The 18,595-nt window shown below is 68.0% G+C and carries 19 protein-coding genes; 13 read left to right on the top strand and 6 right to left on the bottom strand.

Translation table 11 applies throughout. The features are described from left to right. Positions 1 to 35: 35 nt before the first annotated feature. Genes ACZ50N_RS08190 through prfB form a run of 3 tightly spaced genes read right to left on the bottom strand, consistent with a single transcriptional unit; the run spans position 36 to position 2,668 of the window. Positions 36 to 557 (bottom strand): Rv3103c family proline-rich protein, encoded by a 522-nt coding sequence (locus tag ACZ50N_RS08190; RefSeq protein WP_464475120.1) that lies wholly within the window; start codon positions 555 to 557, stop codon positions 36 to 38. Further along, positions 554 to 1,543 carry a mechanosensitive ion channel family protein gene (locus ACZ50N_RS08185; RefSeq protein ID WP_082133196.1) on the bottom strand — a complete coding sequence of 330 codons (990 nt, stop codon included), beginning with the start codon at positions 1,541 to 1,543 and terminating at the stop codon, positions 554 to 556. Before ACZ50N_RS08185 ends, ACZ50N_RS08190 begins: the two co-directional genes overlap by 4 nt. Before the next feature lie 3 nt (positions 1,544 to 1,546). Beyond that, positions 1,547 to 2,668 (bottom strand): peptide chain release factor 2, encoded by a 1,122-nt coding sequence (prfB, locus tag ACZ50N_RS08180; protein ID WP_073683088.1) that lies wholly within the window; start codon positions 2,666 to 2,668, stop codon positions 1,547 to 1,549. A gap of 134 nt (positions 2,669 to 2,802) precedes the next feature. Here prfB and ACZ50N_RS08175 point away from each other — a divergent pair, with 134 nt between their 5' ends. Further along, positions 2,803 to 4,182 (top strand): FAD-dependent oxidoreductase, encoded by a 1,380-nt coding sequence (locus tag ACZ50N_RS08175; protein ID WP_464475119.1) that lies wholly within the window; start codon positions 2,803 to 2,805, stop codon positions 4,180 to 4,182. Here ACZ50N_RS08175 and ACZ50N_RS08170 read toward each other — a convergent pair. Further along, on the bottom strand, positions 4,159 to 4,494 hold the full coding sequence (locus ACZ50N_RS08170) for a hypothetical protein (protein WP_464475118.1): 336 nt from the start codon (positions 4,492 to 4,494) through the stop codon (positions 4,159 to 4,161). The two genes, ACZ50N_RS08175 and ACZ50N_RS08170, sit on opposite strands and share 24 nt — an antisense overlap. A gap of 23 nt (positions 4,495 to 4,517) precedes the next feature. Between ACZ50N_RS08170 and hisN the strand changes: the two genes are divergently transcribed. From hisN to ACZ50N_RS08155, 3 genes are all read left to right on the top strand, one after another. Next, a complete protein-coding gene (hisN, locus tag ACZ50N_RS08165; protein WP_046362759.1) occupies positions 4,518 to 5,309 on the top strand; it encodes a histidinol-phosphatase in 792 nt (263 codons plus the stop codon). A gap of 102 nt (positions 5,310 to 5,411) precedes the next feature. Continuing rightward, positions 5,412 to 6,794: an acyl-CoA dehydrogenase family protein gene (locus ACZ50N_RS08160; protein WP_046362758.1), complete on the top strand. Its 1,383-nt coding sequence runs from the start codon at positions 5,412 to 5,414 to the stop codon at positions 6,792 to 6,794. A 32-nt stretch (positions 6,795 to 6,826) separates the two neighbouring features. After that, positions 6,827 to 8,038, top strand: coding sequence for an acyl-CoA dehydrogenase family protein (locus ACZ50N_RS08155; protein ID WP_133413324.1), 1,212 nt, complete (start codon positions 6,827 to 6,829; stop codon positions 8,036 to 8,038). Between the two features lie 11 nt (positions 8,039 to 8,049). Here ACZ50N_RS08155 and ACZ50N_RS08150 read toward each other — a convergent pair whose 3' ends face one another. Continuing rightward, the gene (locus tag ACZ50N_RS08150; RefSeq protein WP_464475117.1) at positions 8,050 to 9,048 is read right to left on the bottom strand and encodes an MDR family oxidoreductase; all 999 of its coding nucleotides are present in this window, start codon (positions 9,046 to 9,048) and stop codon (positions 8,050 to 8,052) included. A gap of 95 nt (positions 9,049 to 9,143) precedes the next feature. Then, positions 9,144 to 10,121: an esterase family protein gene (locus ACZ50N_RS08145; protein ID WP_046362755.1), complete on the bottom strand. Its 978-nt coding sequence runs from the start codon at positions 10,119 to 10,121 to the stop codon at positions 9,144 to 9,146. Between the two features lie 317 nt (positions 10,122 to 10,438). On the opposite strand from ACZ50N_RS08145, the gene ACZ50N_RS08140 reads away from it, so the two are divergent. The 9 genes from ACZ50N_RS08140 (at position 10,439) to ACZ50N_RS08100 (ending at position 18,542) form a co-directional block, all read left to right on the top strand. Continuing rightward, positions 10,439 to 10,840 carry a nitroreductase/quinone reductase family protein gene (locus ACZ50N_RS08140; protein ID WP_464475116.1) on the top strand — a complete coding sequence of 134 codons (402 nt, stop codon included), beginning with the start codon at positions 10,439 to 10,441 and terminating at the stop codon, positions 10,838 to 10,840. 80 nt (positions 10,841 to 10,920) lie between these two features. Further along, positions 10,921 to 12,024 (top strand): homogentisate 1,2-dioxygenase, encoded by a 1,104-nt coding sequence (locus ACZ50N_RS08135; RefSeq protein ID WP_048425182.1) that lies wholly within the window; start codon positions 10,921 to 10,923, stop codon positions 12,022 to 12,024. Next, the gene (locus ACZ50N_RS08130; RefSeq protein ID WP_464475115.1) at positions 12,024 to 13,226 is read left to right on the top strand and encodes an alpha/beta fold hydrolase; all 1,203 of its coding nucleotides are present in this window, start codon (positions 12,024 to 12,026) and stop codon (positions 13,224 to 13,226) included. The genes ACZ50N_RS08135 and ACZ50N_RS08130 overlap by 1 nt, the downstream gene beginning before the upstream one ends. Continuing rightward, the gene (locus ACZ50N_RS08125) at positions 13,196 to 14,464 is read left to right on the top strand and encodes a CaiB/BaiF CoA transferase family protein (protein ID WP_464475114.1); all 1,269 of its coding nucleotides are present in this window, start codon (positions 13,196 to 13,198) and stop codon (positions 14,462 to 14,464) included. Before ACZ50N_RS08130 ends, ACZ50N_RS08125 begins: the two co-directional genes overlap by 31 nt. Then, complete coding sequence (locus ACZ50N_RS08120) at positions 14,461 to 15,366, top strand: hydroxymethylglutaryl-CoA lyase (RefSeq protein ID WP_464475113.1); 906 nt, start codon at positions 14,461 to 14,463, stop codon at positions 15,364 to 15,366. Before ACZ50N_RS08125 ends, ACZ50N_RS08120 begins: the two co-directional genes overlap by 4 nt. A gap of 4 nt (positions 15,367 to 15,370) precedes the next feature. Further along, positions 15,371 to 15,994 (top strand): TetR/AcrR family transcriptional regulator, encoded by a 624-nt coding sequence (locus ACZ50N_RS08115; protein ID WP_048425178.1) that lies wholly within the window; start codon positions 15,371 to 15,373, stop codon positions 15,992 to 15,994. A 24-nt stretch (positions 15,995 to 16,018) separates the two neighbouring features. After that, on the top strand, positions 16,019 to 17,257 hold the full coding sequence (locus tag ACZ50N_RS08110) for an acyl-CoA dehydrogenase family protein (RefSeq protein ID WP_046362749.1): 1,239 nt from the start codon (positions 16,019 to 16,021) through the stop codon (positions 17,255 to 17,257). Then, positions 17,254 to 18,216: a phosphotransferase family protein gene (locus ACZ50N_RS08105; protein WP_046362748.1), complete on the top strand. Its 963-nt coding sequence runs from the start codon at positions 17,254 to 17,256 to the stop codon at positions 18,214 to 18,216. The genes ACZ50N_RS08110 and ACZ50N_RS08105 overlap by 4 nt, the downstream gene beginning before the upstream one ends. Further along, positions 18,213 to 18,542 carry a DUF6285 domain-containing protein gene (locus ACZ50N_RS08100; RefSeq protein ID WP_046362747.1) on the top strand — a complete coding sequence of 110 codons (330 nt, stop codon included), beginning with the start codon at positions 18,213 to 18,215 and terminating at the stop codon, positions 18,540 to 18,542. Before ACZ50N_RS08105 ends, ACZ50N_RS08100 begins: the two co-directional genes overlap by 4 nt. The last annotated feature ends 53 nt before the right edge of the window (positions 18,543 to 18,595 follow it).

Genomic DNA, 18,595 nt, shown 5'->3' with positions numbered 1-18,595 from the left:
GCGGTCACCACATCGCCGGACGGGTGGCCGCGGGCTCACTGCGGCGGCAACGCCGTCGTGGTCGCGGGCGCACCGGGCGGCGCGACGGTGGTCGGAGCCAGATTCGGCGGCGCTGTGAACGTGATCGGGCCGAGCGGTCCGGGCCCGTCGGGATCGATGACCGTCGTCGAGGCACCGCCCGGCGCCGTGCCGGTCGTGGTCGACGGCGTCGTGGCGTCGGACTCAGACGGCGACGGAGTCGGCGACGGGGTCGTCGTCGTCGTGGTCGTGGTCGTCGTCCTGGTGGTCGAGGTCTCGCTCGGCGCGACGTTGGTGCGCGGTACCCAGGTGTAGTTGGGGTCGGGCACGAAGCCCGGGGGCACCACCTGTGTCGAATCGGGCGTCGTGGCGCTGGGGGCCGGCTGGAAGGTCTGATTGACCCAGAACAGTGCGATGAACGCGAGGATCAGCGTCGCCGTCGAGGTGCGCATCCGGCCGCGGAAGATGTAGTTCGGCCAACTCTTCGCGGCCTGCGTGTTGCCGGCGCGTTTGGGCGCCAACCAGTCCAGCCACTTCATCGCTGTGTCTCCGCATCGGGGTCCTTGATGGCGGCATCGCCTTTCGGCATGGCGGGGTCGGTGCGCGCCGGGTGCGGGATCGCCGCGACCACCGGGGATGCTTCTCCCGGCGCCACGATTCCGGCCCGCCGCAACGCCCGGATCACCAGCACTCGCAGCCGCCGGCCGACCTCGAACTGCTTACCGGGCAACGTACGCGCGACCATGCGCAGGTTCACCGTCTCCAGTTCGATGCTCTCCACGCCCATGAGCTGGGGCGCATCCAGCAGCAGATCCTTGAGGTGCGTGTCGTGCAGGGCCTTGTCGGCGACGTCGTGCAGGACGTCGTTGACCGCGTTGAGGTCCGCCGACACCGGCACGGGAATGTCGATCACCGCACGGGCCCAGTCCTTGGACAGGTTGACGGTCTTGACGATCTGCCCGTTCGGGATCGTGAACATCTCCCCTTCCGACGAGCGCAGTTTGGTGACACGCAGCGTGACGTCCTCGACCGTGCCCTCGGCGGGTGCGGCGATGCCGGCGACGGTCAGCGCGACCAGGTCACCGAACCCGTACTGCTTCTCGGTGATGATGAAGAAGCCCGACAGCAGATCCTGCACCAGCCGCTGGGCGCCGAAGCCCAGCGCGGCGCCGATGACCGCGGCGGGGGCTACCAGCGACCCGATGGGGATCGCGAGGATGTCGGTGATCTGGACCGCCACCATCACGAACAGCAGACCCACCGAGACGTAGGAGATCACCGACGCGACGGCTTGCCGGTGCTTGGCGCTCTCCGAGCGCACCAGCTGGTCGCTCTCCTGGTACTCGGCGTCGATGCGGCGGGTGACGCGCTGCGCAGTCCAGTTGATGAAGCGGGTGGCCAGCAGCGCGCCGACCAGCAGCAGCGCGATCCGCACACCGCGGTCGAGGATCCACACGCCGATGTCGCCGCGCCAGAAGCCGTGCCACCGCGAGGCGAGGTCGAAAGCTACAAGCGTGGTGTTCACGGGTTACTCGTCGTCGTCTTTCCTGTTGCGCCACCGGATACCGGCCTCGAGGAACCCGTCGATGTCACCGTCGAGGACGGCGCCCGGGTTGCCGACCTCGAATTCGGTGCGGAGATCTTTGACCATCTGATAGGGGTGCAGAACGTAGGACCGCATCTGGTTACCCCAGGAGCTGCCGCTGTCACTTTTGAGCGCGTCGAGTTCGGCGCGCTCTTCCTGGCGCTTGCGTTCGAGCAGTTTGGCCTGCAGCACGCGCATCGCCGACACCTTGTTCTGCAGCTGCGACTTCTCGTTCTGGCAGGTGACGACGATGCCTGTGGGGATGTGGGTCAGCCGGACCGCCGAGTCGGTGGTGTTCACCGACTGACCGCCGGGGCCGCTGGAGCGGTAGACGTCGACGCGCACGTCCTGCTCCGGGATGTCGATGTGGTCGGTGGTCTCGGTGACGGGAAGCACCTCGACCTCGGCGAACGACGTCTGCCGGCGGCCCTGGTTGTCGAAGGGGCTGATGCGGACCAGCCGATGCGTGCCCTGCTCGACCGAGAGCGTGCCATAGGCGAACGGGGCGTGCACCGCGAACGTCGCGCTCTTGATGCCGGCCTCCTCGGCATAGGACGTGTCGTAGACCTCGACGGGGTACTTGTGCTGCTCGGCCCAGCGGATGTACATCCGCATCAGCATCTCGGCCCAGTCGGCCGCGTCCACGCCGCCGGCGCCCGACCGGATGTTGACCAGCGCCTCACGCTCGTCGTACTCCCCCGACAGCAGCGTGCGAACCTCGAGCGCCTCGATGTCCTCACGCAGCTGACGCAGCTCGGCGTCGGCGTCCGAGACAGCTTCGGCGACCGCGTCGGAACCGTCCTCCTCGGCGGCGAGTTCGTAGAGCACCGGCAGATCCTCGACGCGCTGCCGCAACTCCTCGACCCGGCGCAGCTCGTTCTGGGCGTGCGACAGGTCGCTGGTCACCTTCTGCGCCCGCGTCTGGTCGTCCCACAGCTTCGGGTCGGACGCCTCCTCCTCGAGCTGCGTGATGCGCCCACGAAGGCCCTCGACGTCGAGAACACGCTCCACAGTGGTGAGCGTGGAGTCGAGGGCAGCGATATCGGCTTGGCGGTCAGGATCCACGGGAGTTCAGGGTACCGGTCCGCGCGTTCTCCTCGACCGACGCCGACTGCGCTTTAGCATCGGGAGGCAACCTCGTCCGGCCACGACGCGACAGCCCCCTGCGCGTGGTCGGGCCGCGACAGAAGGCAGCCCACATGCCCCCACAGCGTCCGTACCACGTGGCGATCGTCGGCTCCGGACCCTCCGGGTTCTTCGCCGCCGCCGCCCTGCTGAAGGCCGCCGACGGCGACGACCTCACCCGCAGTGTCTGCGTCGACATGCTCGAGATGCTGCCCACCCCGTGGGGGCTGGTGCGCTCCGGTGTCGCGCCGGACCATCCGAAGATCAAGTCGATCTCGGCGCAGTTCGACAAAGTCTCGGCCGACCCGCGGTTCCGGTTCTTCGGCAACGTCGTGGTCGGCGAGCACGTCCAGCCGGCCGAACTCGCCGAGCGCTACGACGCGGTCATCTACGCCAACGGCGCCCAGTCCGACCGGCCGTTGGGCATTCCGGGTGAAGACCTGCCCGGCAGTGTGGCCGCGGTCGACTTCGTCGGCTGGTACAACGCCCACCCGCACTACGGCGAGATGGCCCCTGACGTCTCGTCGGGGCGCGCCGTCGTGGTGGGCAACGGGAACGTGGCCATCGACGTGGCCCGCATCCTGGTCAGCGATCCGGATCTGCTGGCCGAGACCGACATCGCCGACCACGCACTCGACTCCCTGCACGCGCGCGGTGTGGAGGAGGTGCTGGTGATCGGGCGGCGCGGTCCGCTGCAGGCTCCGTTCACGACGCTCGAGTTGCGCGAGCTCGGCGATCTGGAGGCTCTCGGCGATGTGGACGTGGTCATCGACCCGGCCGATTTCGCCGACATCACGGACGAGGACCTCGAGGCCGCGGGCAAGACGGTGCGCAACAACATCAAGGTGCTGCGCGGCTATGGCGAGCGGGAACTCAAGGGCGCCAAGCGGCGCATCGTGTTCCGGTTCCGCACCTCACCGATCGAGATCAAAGGCGACGACAAGGTCGAGTCGATCGTGCTGGGCCGCAACGAGTTGGTGCGCGGCGAGGACGGCCGGGTGTCGGCCCGCGACACCGGCGAGCGGGAGGACATTCCGGCGCAACTCGTCGTGCGCGCTGTCGGCTACCGCGGCGTACCGATGCCCGGCCTGCCGTTCGACGATCGGTCCGGCACCATCCCGCACACCGACGGGCGGATCGAGGGCAGCACCAACGAGTACGTGGTGGGGTGGATCAAGCGCGGCCCGACCGGCGTGATCGGCAGCAACAAGAGCGATTCCGCGGACACCGTCGCGACGCTGCTGACCGATCTGCAGGCGGCCGAGCCGACCGACCGGGGTGAGGACCACGCCGCGAACGTCGAGCAGTGGCTGCGGGTACGCCAACCCAAGGTGGTGACCAACGATCACTGGCGGCTGATCGACGAGCACGAGCGCACCACCGGGCAGGGGTCAGGACGACCGCGGATCAAGCTGACCAGTCTCGAGGAGCTACTCCGGATTGGGCACGGGTGAGGAGATCGCCCACTTCTCCGGATTGCGCGGCGAATACATCACGTCGATGAGCTGGCCCATCGTCGGCCAGGCATTCACGTCGACGACCATGCGGGTGTAGACGGTGTACTCGTTGACCGTCGGGCCGTTGATGACGCCGGTGATGGTCACGTATTGCTCACCGGTCATGTCGACGGGGCGCGGGCTCACCCCGGTGACCAGGAGCGTGCCTGGAGCCCAATCGTTGCCCACACCGCGCTTGCGCATGATCCGGGGCGCCAGGACGAGAACGATGGCACCGATGATGAGCAGCATGATCGCGAGTTCGGCCACACCGCCATGGTAGGACTCCACGTATGAGCACCCACTCGCCTGACATCGCCGCCGACCTCGCCCTGGCCCTCACGCTGGCAGAGGAGGCCGACGCGCTGACGATGCAACGGTTCGGAGCGGTGGATCTGCGCGTCGAGACCAAGCCGGACATGACCCCGGCCACCGACGCTGATCTGGACACCGAGACGCTGCTGCGAGAGCGACTGGCCGAGCAGCGCCCGGCCGATTCGGTGTTCGGCGAGGAGTTCGGCGGCACCTCGGAGTTCGCGGGCCGGCAGTGGGTGGTCGATCCGATCGACGGCACCAAGAACTTCGTGCGCGGGGTGCCGATCTGGGCGACGCTGATCGCGCTGCTCGTCGATGGCGTGCCGGAGGTCGGCGTGGTGAGCGCGCCTGCACTGGCGCGGCGCTGGTGGGCCGGCACCGGTCAGGGCGCGTTCACGTCTTTTCGCGGGACGACGCGCCCCATCTCAGTGTCCGGCGTCGCAGACCTCGGCTCGGCGAGCCTGTCCTACTCGGACCTGACGACGGGCTGGGAGAGCGCGCGCTCGACCTTCATCGACCTCACCGATGCGGTGTGGCGCACCCGCGGCTACGGCGACTTCTGGTCGTACTGCCTGGTGGCCGAGGGCGCCGTCGACGTCGCGGTGGAACCGGAGGTCAAGCTGTGGGATCTCGCCCCGCTGGACATCCTGGTCCGGGAGGCCGGCGGTCGGTTCACCGACCTCTCGGCACGGCCCGGTCCACACGGCGGCAGTGCGGTGGCGACCAACGGCCTGGTACACGACGCCGTGCTCGCCGCGCTTGTGAAATAGGCAACAATCCACCGATCTTACTCACTAGTCAGTTCCGATACCTTACTCTTGAGTCAGTTGCGCATCTGCGCTCATCCGATCCCCACTGGAGGCAGCTGACCAATGACGAATACCCTGCCGTCCAAGCGAACCGGCCAGGAAAGTGCCGTGGGCTTGCACAAGCACAAGCGGTCCGCGACCGACATCGGTATCGCGCTGCTCACGCCCCTGATCGGGCAAGAGTTCCTGGACAAGTACAACCTGCGGGACCCGCTGAACCGGGGCCTCAAGTACGGCGTAAAGCAGGCGTTCTCCGCGGCCGGCGCGACCACCCGTCAGTTCAAGCGCGTGCAGGGTCTCGGCAAACCCGCGACGCGGCTGAAGGCCAGCGGCGCCGACTACTTCGACCTCACCCCCGACGACGACCAGAAGATGATCGTCCAGACCGTCGAGGAGTTCGCCGAGGAGATCCTGCGCCCGGCCGCGCACGATGCCGACGCCGCGGCCACCTATCCCCCGGACCTGATCGCCAAGGCCGCCGAACTGGGCATCACCGCGATCAACATCCCCGAGGACTTCGACGGGATCGCCGAGAACCGCAGCACCATCACCAATGCGCTGGTCGCCGAGGCGCTCGCGTACGGCGACATGGGTCTGGCGCTGCCGATCCTGGCGCCGGGCGGTGTCGCGTCGGCCCTGACCCACTGGGGAAGTGCCGACCAGCAGGCGACCTACCTGCCGGAGTTCGCCGGCGAGAACGTCCCGCAGGCGTGCGTTGCGATCGCCGAGCCGCACCCGCTGTTCGACCCGACCTCCCTCAAGACAACCGCCGTGCGGACCCCGAGCGGTTATCGGCTCGACGGCGTCAAGTCGCTGGTGCCTGCCGCCGCCGACGCCGAGCTCTTCGTCATCGCCGCACAGCTGAACGGCAAGCCGACGCTGTTCCTGGTCGAATCGGCGGCCAGCGGCGTGACGGTCACTGCCGATCCCAGCATGGGCATCCGGGCGGCTGCGCTGGGTCGCGTCGAGCTCGACAAGGTCACCGTGCCGCTGAGCGCGCGCCTGGGTGAGGACGTCAGCGAAGCCGAGCACGACAGCAACTACTCCGAGGCCATCGCGTTGTCGCGGCTGGGCTGGGCGGCGCTGGCCGTCGGCACGTCCCACGCCGTCCTCGACTACGTGATCCCTTACGTCAAGGAACGCGAAGCGTTCGGAGAACCGATCGCGCACCGGCAGTCGGTGGCGTTCATGTGCGCCAACATCGCGATCGAGCTCGACGGCCTGCGACTGATCACCTGGCGGGGCGCCTCGCGCGCCGAGCAGGGCCTCTCCTTCGCCCGCGAAGCGGCGTTGGCCAAGCGACTGGGCACCGACAAGGGCATGCAGATCGGCCTCGACGGCGTGCAACTGCTCGGCGGCCACGGCTACACGAAGGAACACCCGGTCGAACGCTGGTACCGCGATCTGCGGGCACTCGGCGTCGCCGAGGGTGTCGTCGTTCTCTGACCAACAGCGTTCTCTAGAAAGGCGATACCACCATGGCGATCAATCTGGAAATGCCGAAGAAGCTGCAGGCGGTCATCGAGAAGGGCCACCAGGGTGCAGCAGAGATGCTGCGACCGATCTCGCGCAAGTACGACCTGCGTGAGCACGACTATCCGGTCGAGCTCGACACGCTGGCCACCCTCTTCGAGGGCATCTCGGAAGCGAACACGATCTCGTTCGCCGGCGCACAGGGGCTCAGCAAGGACGGTGACGGTCCCAAGGGAAACGTCAACGGCGCCAACATGTCTGCGCTCCTCAACGCGCTGGAGGTGAGCTGGGGCGACGTCGCGTTGCTGCTGTCGGTGCCCTACCAGGGCCTCGGCAACGCCGCGATCTCGAGTGTGGCCTCCCGTGAGCAGCTGGAGCGCTTGGGCAAGGTGTGGGCGGCAATGGCCATCACCGAGCCGGGGTTCGGCTCGGACTCCGCGGCGGTGTCGACGACGGCCGTCCTCGACGGGGACGAGTACGTCATCAACGGCGAGAAGATCTACGTGACCGCCGGGTCGCGCGCGACCCACATCGTGGTCTGGGCGACGCTGGACAAGTCCATGGGGCGCGCAGCGATCAAGTCGTTCATCGTGCCCCGCGAGCACCCGGGCGTGACCGTCGAGCGACTCGAGAACAAACTCGGCATCAAGGCGTCCGACACGGCGGCCATCCGGTTCGAGAACGCCCGCGTTCCGAAGGAGAACCTGCTCGGCAGCCCGGAGATCCAGGTGGACAAGGGCTTTGCCGGCGTCATGGAGACCTTCGACAACACGCGGCCCATCGTGGCGGCGATGGCCGTCGGCGTGGCCCGCGCCGCGCTTGAGGAATTGCGCAAGATCCTCACCGATGCCGGCATCGAGATCTCCTACGACAAGCCCGCACACGCGCAGAGCGCCGCGGCTGCGGAGTTCCTGCGGATGGAGGCGGATTGGGAGGCGGGCTACCTGCTGACCGTGCGCTCCGCGTGGCAGGCCGACAACAAGATCCCGAACTCCAAAGAAGCCTCGATGGGCAAGGCCAAGGCCGCCAGGGTCGGCACCGACATCACCCTCAAGGCCGTCGAAATGGCTGGCACCACAGGCTATTCTGAGCAGACCCTGCTGGAGAAGTGGGCTCGCGACTCGAAGATCCTGGACATCTTCGAAGGCACCCAGCAGATTCAGCAGCTCGTGGTCGCCCGTCGCCTACTCGGGTTGTCGTCGGCTCAACTGAAGTAGCGCGGTACTGGTCAGAACCCGTCGTGCACGACCACGCGGGTTCGACCGGTGACGCCGCCGCCGATGATGGTCTTGAGCACCTCGTCGACGCGGCGCACTGGTACATCGGTGGTGACACGCGCGAGATGGCCTGGGAAGAGGTCGGATTCGATCTGCGCCCAGACCTCTCTGCGCCGCGCGATCGGCAGCAGCACCGAGTCGATCCCGGCCAGGGTGACCCCGCGCAGGATGAAGGGCATCACGGTCGCGGGCAGGTCTGTCGACCCCGCCAAGCCCGAGATGGCCGCCACGCCGCCGTATTTCAGCGTGCTGAGGGCGTAGGCCAGCGTCGTGCCGCCGACACAGTCCACCACCGCGGCCCAGTGCGCCTTGCCCAATGCCCGAACCTTCTCGTCGGGACCGGGCACCCGGTCGATGACCTCTGCCGCACCGAGATCCCGCAGCAGGTCGCGCGCCTGCGCCTTGCCGGTCGAGGCCACTACCTCGTAGCCCAGGCCGGCCAGCAGGTCGACGCTGACGCTGCCCACCCCGCCGGTGGCGCCGGTGACCAGGACCGGTCCGTCGCCCGGTTGCACCCCGTGGGCGCGCAGCGCGTCGACGCTCAGCGCCGCGGTGAAGCCGGCTGTGCCGATCGCGGCCGCCTCGGCCGTGCTCAGCGTGCTGAGCTTGACCAGGTAGTCGGCGGGATACCGGGCGACCTGCGCGTAACCCCCGTGCCGTCCTGTGCCGATGTCCTGGCCGTGGGCGATCACCGCGTCGCCGACGGCGAAGTCGGGCGACGTGCTCGCGGTGACCGTTCCGGCGACATCGATGCCTGGGATCAACGGATAGGCCCGTGCCACGCCACCTTTCGGCGTGACGGCGAGCGCGTCCTTGTAGTTGACGCTGGAGTACTCGACGTGGATCTCGACATCGCCGTCGGGCAGGAACGACTCGTCGACCACCTCGTGACGCAGGACGATGCCGCCCTCGCCGTCCTCGTGCGCCACCATCGCGTTGATCTCGGTCATGCCGCCACGATAGCCACCGCCCGGAAACGAGGAAGCCCCCGGCCGTAGTCGGCCGGGGGCTTCGTCGTTCGGTGTCGAACCCCTTACGTCGGGGATTATCCGACGAGGTGCGAGATCAGGTCGGGCTTCATGGTCTGCAGCTCACGACCCCAGTACGCCCAGTTGTGCGTGCCGTTGTCGGGGAAGTTGAACACGCCGTTCTTCCCGCCGGCAGCGACGTAGTTGTCCTGGAACGTCCGGTTGGTGCGGATGGTCAGTCCTTCGAGGAAGGTGGCGGGCAGATCGCCGCCGCCGAGCTCGTTGGGCTGGCCGTTGCCGCAGTACACCCAGATGCGGGTGTTGTTGGCGACCAGATTCGGGATCTGCACCATCGGGTCGTTGTACTTCCAGGCGGGATCGGTCTCGGCAGGACCCCACATGTCGTTGGCCTTGTAGCCACCGGCGTCACCCATCGAGATGTTGATCAGGCCGGGCCACCAGCCCTCGGACGGGTTCAGGAAGCCCGACATCGAGCCGGCGTAGGTGAACTGGCCGGGGTGATGCGCGGCCAGCACCAGCGAGGCGCTGCCGGCCATCGACAGACCCACAGCTGCGCTGCCGGTCGACTTCACCTGACGCTCCGACGCGAGGAAGGCGGGCAGCTCCTGGGTCAGGAAGGTCTCCCAGTTGTAGGTCAGGCAGCCGGCCTTGCCGCACGCGGGCTTGTACCAGTTCGAGTAGAAGCTGGACTGCCCGCCGACCGGCATGACCACCGAGATGCCGGAGTCGAGGTACCACTCGAACGCCTGGGTGTTGATGTCCCAGCCGTTGAAGTCGTCCTGGGCGCGCAGGCCGTCGAGGAGGTAGAGCGCCGGCGAGTTCGGGCCGCCGCTCTGGAACTGCACCTTGATGTCACGGCCCATCGACGGCGACGGCACCATCAGGTACTCGACCGGCAGACCGGGCCGCGAGAACGCCCCTGCGGTCGCGGAGCCCCCGGCGAAGCCGATGATGCCCGGCAGCAAAATCGCGGCGAATGCGGCGATGCCGAAGCGGCGCGCCCACGGGCCACGAATCCTGTCAAGAAGTCTCATTCGGTCATTCCATCCATCTTCGGTGTACCGCCCGTGGCGGTTCGTCCTGCGGTTTCCCGTGCGGTCGCCGACACCACAGCGATGTCTTCACCGCGTTGTGGCGCCATCCCCAAGATGCCCGTGACGGCGCGGGATGGGCCGAGAAGAGTTCAGTTGTCGCGGTTGCAGTAAAGCATGCGACCACGAACCGACAAAGCCCAGCCACGGGGAACACGCCGGTTTTCGTCTGCGTGAATACCGTGGATCGCGAGGCCGACGCGTCGCCCAGGGACGTCAAAGCAGTGACCAGGCCCACATTCGCGTCATAAGCTCGCCGCATGACGAGTGGAGCACCACCCACCGTCCGGGATGCGGTCACCGTCTTCTTCCAGAGGAACATCGCCAACCCCGTGATGCGGCACCTGCCGTTCCAGACACTGCTGGAGACGACGGGACGCCGGTCGGGCCGGCCCCGACAGACTCCCTTGGGCGGGCGTCGGATCGACAACCACTTCTGGTTCGTCTCCGAGTTCGGCGAGAAATCCCAGTACGTCCGCAACATCGCCGCCGATCCGCGCGTCCGCATCCGACTGAACGGACGCTGGCATAGGGGTACGGCCGTCCCGCTGCCTGACGACGACCCTCATGCCCGCATGCAGGAGCTGCCCCGGTTCAACAACGTCGGGGTCAAGACCTTCGGCACCAATCTGCTCACGATCCGGGTCGACCTGGACGACTGATGCTCGAGCGGATCGGGCACCCCTTGACCCGACGTGAGAACTAAAAGTAACGTCAGTTTCACTTCGATCGAGGAGACGTCATGGAATCGTTCGTCCATTTGTCCAAAGGCACCGTTCCGAAGCGGGTTCACGCAGATCTGGATGGCCTCAAGGACGACGAGCTCGGCCGCGGAGGGTTCACCGGCCGATTCGCCCACCTCTACCGGCGCAACGATCCGACGGCGTACCGGTCGAGCGGCCCGCTGCGTCCCATCGATGTCCTCGCCGGCGAGCTGAAGCCCTCCGATGCCGGCGACGCCCTCGGCGCACCCCTGCTGATGTTCTCCAACGCCGACGCGCAGATCTTCCTGTCCCGGCGCAGCGCCGAGATGCCGTTCTGGGTTCGCCACGTCGACGGCGACCTCTTGTGTTTCGTGCACGAGGGCACCGGTTCACTGGACACCGAGTTCGGGCCGCTCCGGTACCGGGCAGGCGACTGGGTCTACCTGCCGAAGGCGTGCACATGGCGACAGCTACCCGAGGAACCGGGCACGTGGTTGATGATCCAGGCCACCGACGAGTTCCGCGTGCCGCCACCCGGAACGCTCGGCCGGCATTTCCCGTTCGACCCCTCCCAGGTGACGATCCCCGATCCTGCGCCCTGCGACGACGATGGCCGGGAGAGCTACGAGGTGCGGCTCGTGCACTCCCCCATCGACGGGCAGGACACCACGACGCTGTACTACGAGCACCATCCGCTCGACGTCCAGGGATGGCGGGGCGACAACTTTCCCTTCACCTTCAACATCGGCGATTACCACGTCGTGACCTCCGACAGCGTGCACCTGCCCCCGACGGTGCACCTGTTCATGCAGGCCACCGGCGTGTACGTGATGAACTTCCTGCCCAAGCCAGCCGAGGGGGTACCGGGCACCGAGCGCACACCGTGGTACCACCGCAACGTCGACTTCGACGAGATTGCGTTCTTCCACGGCGGTTCCCTCTACGGCATCCCGATGCCGCCCGGGTTGATCTCGCACGCCCCGCAGGGTGTGCACCACGGGGCGCCGGAGAAAGCGCGCGAGCGAGCACGACGCAAGTTCGACGACTATCACTCGGTGGACTGGCAGGTCATCTCGATCGACACGCGCAGGCGACTGACCCCCTCGCCCGAGGTGCTCGCCCACGATCTGGGACAGCACTGATGAGCGCCCGCCACGATTACGAGCGCATCCCGTATCTGGTTGCCTATCAGAACAATTCGGCCGTTCGCGACGTCTACGGCGGAGTGGCCGAACTGGTGGTGCTGGAGAGTTACCTGCTCAAGCCGGTAGCGCCGTCTGCGGCCGGAGCCGCTCCGGCGGCGACATCAGACACCGTACTGGTGTTCATGCACCCCATCGGGGGCGGCGCCTACCTGCCGATGATCACCGCGCTGGCACGCGCCGGCCACCACGTCATCTACTGCAACAGCCGGTTCCGCGGCACCGACTCGGCCCTGCTGATGGAGAAGGTCGTCGAGGACCTCGGCGAATGCATCAAAGACGCCAAGAATCGCCTCGGCTATCAGAAGGTGGTCCTCGCCGGGTGGAGCGGTGGCGGTTCGCTGTCGGTGTTCTACCAGCAGCAGGCGCAGCATCCGACGGTGACCGCGAGCCCGTCGGGCGACGGACCCGACCTCACCGCGCTGGGCCTGCTTCCCGCCGACGCCATCATGTTGCTCGCCGCACACATCAGCCGGCACGGCACGATGACCGAGTGGATGGACGCGTCGATCCTCGACGAGTCCGACCCGAGCCAGCGCGATCCCGAGCTCGACCTCTACAACCCGGACAACCCCAATCAGCCGCCCTACACGCCGGAGTTCCTGGAGCGCTATCACCAGGCGCAGATCGACCGCAACCGCCGGATCACCGGGTGGGTCAAGAACACGCTCGCCGAACTGAAGGCCGCCGGCAGGCCCGACGACGAGTTCGCGTTCGTCGTCCACGGCACTATGGCCGACCCCCGCTGGCTCGATCCGACGGTGGATCCGAACGAACGCACCCCGGGCACCTGCTATCTGGGCGATCCTCGGGTGGTGAACATGAGCCCCGTCGGCCTCGCGCGATTCTGCACACTGCGCAGCTGGCTCTCCCAGTGGAGCTACGACGACGCCCGCGCCGACGCCGTCAAGGCCGGCCCGGACATCGCGGTTCCCACGCTGGTGATCGGCAACCTCGCCGACGACGCGTGCACACCCAGCCACACCCGCAGGATCTTCGACGCGATCGGTCACCCCGACAAGGAGATGCACGAGATCCCCGGCGCCAACCACTACTACGCCGGCGCCGACCAGCGGGACAAACTGCGCGCGGCGGTGGACATCTGCACGGAATGGCTGCAGCGGCATGGGCTTTCGGCGTGAAAGTCACCGGCGGGCAGGAGCGAAGCGACCGGGGGAAATGTACGGGTCCGCTCGACGGTATCCGGGTGATCGAGGTCGGCACGCTGATCTCCGGTCCGTTCGCCGGGCGGTTGCTGGGCGACATGGGCGCCGATGTGGTCAAGATCGAGCCGCCGGGCGCTCCGGATCCGCTGCGCACGTGGGGGCAGGCCGAACTCGACGGGCACCACTTCTTCTGGACGGTCCACGCGCGCAACAAGAAGGCGGTCACGCTGAACCTGCGGGTGCCCGCCGGTCGTGAGCTGTTCCTCGAGCTGATCGAACGCAGCGACATCCTGGTGGAGAACTTCCGGCCCGGCACGCTGGAGAAGTGGGGCCTGGGCTACGACGTTCTGCGCGAACGCAATCGAGGGATCATCGTGGTGCGGGTGTCGGGGTACGGGCAGACGGGCCCGGAGGCACACAAGGCCGGCTACGCCTCGGTCGCCGAGGCGGCCAGCGGGTTGCGGCACATGAACGGCTTCCCCGGCGGGCCTCCCCCGCGGCTCGCCCTCTCCCTCGGCGACAGCCTCGCCGGAATGTTCGCCGCACAAGGTGCGCTGGCCGCGCTCTACCGCCGCAGCGTGACCGGCGAGGGCCAGGTCGTCGACGCGGCACTGACCGAATCGTGCCTGGCAGTGCAGGAATCGACGATTCCCGACTACGACGTGGGCGGCGTGGTGCGGGGCCCGTCGGGGACGCGACTGGAGGGCATCGCCCCGTCGAACATCTATCCGACCGCCGACGGCAGCTGGGTGGTGATCGCGGCCAATCAGGACACCGTGTTCCGCCGCCTGTGCCAGGCGATGGAGCAGCCCGAGTTGGCCACCGACGAGCGGTTCGCCACTCACGTCGCCCGGGGGCGCAATCAGGACGAACTCGACGCGATCATCGGCGCATGGGCCGCCGCCCGGGAACCCGCGGACATCATCACGACCCTGTCCGCGGCCGGCGTGATCAGCGGTCCGATCAACACCGTGGCCGAGGTCGTCACGGACCCGCAGTTGCAGGCGCGCGGCATGATCGCCGACCACTTCGACGAGCGAATCGGCCGCAACGTCAAGGGACCCGGTGTGGTGCCGGTGCTGTCGGAAACCCCGGGGACGATCCGTAGTGCCGGGCCTGCACGCCCGGGTCAGCACAACGAGGAGATCTACCGCGACCTGCTCGGTCACACCGACGCCGAACTGGCGGACCTCCGCGCCGAGGGGGTGCTGTGACGCATCTTCCTTCGCACGTGACCATCAGGGATGTCTCTCTTCGCGACGGACTGCAGATCGAAGCGCCGATCCCGTTGTCGGCCAAGCGGCAACTGCTGGCTGCCATCGCCGCGACCGGCGTGAGGGAAATGGAGGCCACCGCGTTCGTCTCCCCATCGAAGGTGCCTGCGCTGGCCGACGCCGCCGAGCTGGCCGAGCACCTCGGCGACTTCCCCGGCATCGATTTCTCCGCGCTGGTGGCCAGTCCCACCGGTGCCCATCGGGCGATCGCGGCGGGTCTGCAGTCCATCGAGTACGTGGTCTCGGCCGCCGACGGACACAGCCGCGCCAATGTCGGCCGCACGTCGGCGGAGGCGGCTGCGGTGATCCCGGACATCGTGACGATCGCCCATGACGCCGGCGCCCGGGTGGAGGTCATCGTCGCGACTGCGTGGGACTGTCCGTTCGACGGGCCGACGCCGGCGAATCGGGTGATCGACGTGGTGACCGCGGCCGTGGATGCCGGTGCGGACCGGCTGGCCATCGCCGACACGATCGGGACAGCGACCCCGCGCCGGGTCACAGAACTCGTCGCGCTGCTTCGCCCCCTGATAGGCGATCTGCCGTTGGGCGCGCACTTCCACAACACCCGCGGCGCGGGGCTGGCCAGTGCCTACGCCGCGATCCAGGCCGGCGTGACGCGGCTGGATGCTTCGGTCGGCGGATTGGGTGGCTGCCCGTTCGCCCCCGGCGCCAGCGGCAACATCGCCACCGAAGACCTGGTGTACCTGCTGCGGGACTGCGGCATCGGTGTCGACGTCGACCTCGACAGGGCGCTCGACGCCGCCCGGGTCGCCCGGGACGCAGTCGGTCATGAGCTCCCCAGCGCGCTGCTGCGCGCCGGCGACCGGATCCTGGGCTGATCGCGTGCCGCCCAGCCCGTCGGACTTGAGCGCCAAGGGACGCCAGACCCGCCTGGCGCTCGAGCAGGCAGCACGGAAGCTGTTCGCCGAACGTGGTTTTCACGGCACCACGCTGGGTGACATCACCTCGGCAGCCGGCCGGTCCCCCGCGGCGTTCTACCGGTACTTCGCCGACAAAGAAGACCTGCTGGCCGATCTCGCCGACTCCTTCCTCCACGAGGTGGTGACGCCGTCGGGTTTGATTGTCCCGCTTCCCGAGTCCCCCGACGACGAGGCGTTCTTCACCGCCGTCGTCACCGGTTACTGGACGATGTTCACCCAGAACATCGGCATCATGATCGCCGTCGCACAACTCGCGGCCACTCAGCCGCGATTCGCCGCGTTGCAGAACGGGTTCCGCCGCTTCGGCATCGACATCGTCGCAGCGTCCGTACGGCGCGCCCAGGATCAGGGTTTCGCGGGCGATCTGGATCCCGAGCACACCGCGGCGGCGATTGCGCTGCTGTTCGAGAACTTCACGACGGTCTTCGCCGGCGACACCGGCGCGAGCATCGGGATCACGATGAGCGACGACGACGCCATCGGCACGCTGTCGCGCATCTGGAAGAAGACGCTGTACGGACACTGACAGTCGACCAGCAAGGAGATCACCGTGGATTTCAGCCTCCCCGAACACCTTCCGGGGCTGCTGGCCGAGATGGACGCGTTCATCGAGGCCGAGATCAAGCCGCTCGAGCGCGAGCACATCCAGTATTTCGACCACCGGCGCGAGTACGCGCGCACCGACTGGGACAACGGCGGGGTGCCGCGCCGCGACTGGGAGGACCTCCTCACCGAGATGCGCCGACGCGCCGACGCGGCAGGGTGGTTGCGTTACGGTCTACCGTCGCGATTCGGTGGGCGCGACGGCAGCAACATCGACATGGCCGTCATCCGGGAACACCTGGCCCACAAAGGTCTCGGGCTGCACAACGACCTGCAGGACGAGTCGTCCATCGTCGGAAATTTCCCTCAGGTCATCATGATGGACCGGTTCGGCACCGACGAGCAGAAAACCGCATGGACCGAGGCGCTGATCACCGGCGAACGGTCGATGGCCTTCGGGCTGACCGAACCGAACCACGGCTCCGACGCCACGTGGCTGGAGACGACCGCGGTGCGCGACGGGGACGACTGGGTCATCAACGGCGCCAAGCGCTGGAACACCGGTGTGCACCGGGCCACCCATGATCTGATCTTCGCGCGCACCTCCGGCGAGCCCGGGCAGGCGCGTGGTATCACCGCGTTCCTGGTTCCGACCGACTCGCCCGGCTTCACCGTGCCCTACTACTGGTGGACGTTCAACATGCCCACCGATCACGGCGAGGTCGTCCTCGACAACGTCCGGGTACCCGCCGAAGCCGTGCTCGGCGAGGTGGGCCGTGGCCTCGATGTCGGGCAGACCTTCTTGCACGAGAACAGGATTCGGCAGGCGGCCAGCAGCCTGGGCGCCGGCCAGTACTGCATCGACCGCGCGGTCGGTTACGCCAACGAGCGGTCGGTGTTCGGCAAACCCCTGGCGGTCAACCAGGCGGTGCAGTGGCCGTTGGTGGAATTGCAGACCGAGGCCCAGATGGTGCGGCTGCTGGTGTACTACGCCGCCAGCCAGCTCGACGCCAACCACCACATGGAGGTCTCCGACAAGGTCTCGATGGCCAACTACCGCGCCAACCGCCTGGTGTGCGAGGCCGCCGACCGCGCGATGCAGGTACACGGCGGCGTCGGGTACAGCAGGCACGAACCGTTCGAGCACATCTACCGCCACCACCGGCGGTACCGCATCACCGAGGGCGCGGAGGAGATCCAGATCCGTCGTGTCGCCCAGCGCCTCTTCGGGTTCGGTCGCAGATGAGCCTGCCCGACCAACTGCGGGCGGTGCTGACCCCGCTGCTCGGCGACGTCGCGATCGACAATCTGACGCGACTCACCGGGGGCGCCAGCCGCACGACGTGGGCGTTCGACGCGGTGAGCGATACCCGTCGGGCTCTGATCCTGCGTACCGGCCCTCCCGACGACATCCACGCCGGCATGGAACTGGAGGCGCAGGTGCAGCAGCGTGCCGCGGCCGCCGGCGCCCCGGTGCCGCACATCCTCACCGCCAGCGATTCCGCGGCCGACGTGGGCAGCCCGTACCTGATCTGCGACGCGGTGCCCGGCGAGACGATCGTGCGGCGCATTTTCCGCGGACTCGACGACGCCGGACGGGCCCGACTGTTGCGTCAGTGTGCCGAGGCGCTGGCTGCGATCCACCGGGCCGACACCTCCGGTGTCGAGGTCAGCGCACCCGACGATCTGGCCGATTGGCGTGCCCGGCTCGACGACATCGGCGACACCACTGCCACATTCGAGTGGACGTTCCGCCGGCTCGCCGAGCAGCGACCGGCGCCGTCACCGATGCGGTTGGTGCATGGCGACTTCCGGATGGGGAACCTGATCGTGGACGACAGCGGCCTGGCGGCCGTCCTCGACTGGGAGCTCACGCATCTCGGCGAGGTGTACGAGGATCTGGCCTGGTTCTGCATCCGCGCATGGCGTTTCGGTGCCCCGGCCACGCTCGGCGCGGGCGGGCTGGGCAGTGTCGAGTCGTTCGTGCGATCGTACGAGGACGCCGCGGGCATCCACGTCGACCGCTCCGCCCTGCGCTGGTGGCTGACGGTGGCCACGCTGCGATGGGGAGTCATCTGCCGCCATCAGGCCGATCGCCACCTGTCCGGAGAGACGCCGTCGGTCGAGCTCGCTGCGATCGGTCGGCGGGTCAGCGAAACCGAATGGGACCTGCTCGATCTGCTCTCCGGCGGGGGTCCGGCATGACCACGCATCCCACTGCCGCCGAGCTGGTCGCCGCCGTCGCGATGTTCTTGGAGACCGACGTCCGGGCGGCCTGCGATGGCCAGGTCGGCTTCCACGCCCGGGTGGCGGCCAACGCTCTGCGCATCGTCGAACGCGAATTGCTCTGCGCTGCGCCGTCTTCGGTTCACGATGCGCTCGCCGAGCTGGGAGTCGTCGACGAGGCGGAGCTGACCGAGTCGATCCGCGCCGGCGACCTCGACGGGCGCGCCGACGACGTGATGGCCTGCCTGCGACTTCTGGTGGCGCACCGGTTGTCGATCGATCACCCGGGCTACGCGGACGGCTGAGGACCACTCAGACGCGACGCACCCGTAGAAGATGGGCGGGCTCGACGGCGCGG

It is taken from the genome of Mycolicibacterium obuense (assembly GCF_055397605.1).
Note: the sequence above shows the minus strand (reverse complement) of the source record. Positions and strands in the feature narration are given on the sequence as shown.

Coding starts and splice junctions, on each gene's coding strand:
- ACZ50N_RS08140 (WP_464475116.1), top strand. CDS start 10,439: ATGACGAGTGGAGCACCACCCACCGTCCGGGATGCGGTCACCGTCTTC.
- ACZ50N_RS08125 (WP_464475114.1), top strand. CDS start 13,196: ATGGCTGCAGCGGCATGGGCTTTCGGCGTGAAAGTCACCGGCGGGCAG.
- ACZ50N_RS08190 (WP_464475120.1), bottom strand. CDS start 557: ATGAAGTGGCTGGACTGGTTGGCGCCCAAACGCGCCGGCAACACGCAG.
- ACZ50N_RS08155 (WP_133413324.1), top strand. CDS start 6,827: ATGGCGATCAATCTGGAAATGCCGAAGAAGCTGCAGGCGGTCATCGAG.
- ACZ50N_RS08130 (WP_464475115.1), top strand. CDS start 12,024: ATGAGCGCCCGCCACGATTACGAGCGCATCCCGTATCTGGTTGCCTAT.
- hisN (WP_046362759.1), top strand. CDS start 4,518: ATGAGCACCCACTCGCCTGACATCGCCGCCGACCTCGCCCTGGCCCTC.
- ACZ50N_RS08150 (WP_464475117.1), bottom strand. CDS start 9,048: ATGACCGAGATCAACGCGATGGTGGCGCACGAGGACGGCGAGGGCGGC.
- ACZ50N_RS08100 (WP_046362747.1), top strand. CDS start 18,213: ATGACCACGCATCCCACTGCCGCCGAGCTGGTCGCCGCCGTCGCGATG.
- ACZ50N_RS08175 (WP_464475119.1), top strand. CDS start 2,803: ATGCCCCCACAGCGTCCGTACCACGTGGCGATCGTCGGCTCCGGACCC.
- ACZ50N_RS08105 (WP_046362748.1), top strand. CDS start 17,254: ATGAGCCTGCCCGACCAACTGCGGGCGGTGCTGACCCCGCTGCTCGGC.
- ACZ50N_RS08145 (WP_046362755.1), bottom strand. CDS start 10,121: ATGAGACTTCTTGACAGGATTCGTGGCCCGTGGGCGCGCCGCTTCGGC.
- ACZ50N_RS08135 (WP_048425182.1), top strand. CDS start 10,921: ATGGAATCGTTCGTCCATTTGTCCAAAGGCACCGTTCCGAAGCGGGTT.
- ACZ50N_RS08160 (WP_046362758.1), top strand. CDS start 5,412: ATGACGAATACCCTGCCGTCCAAGCGAACCGGCCAGGAAAGTGCCGTG.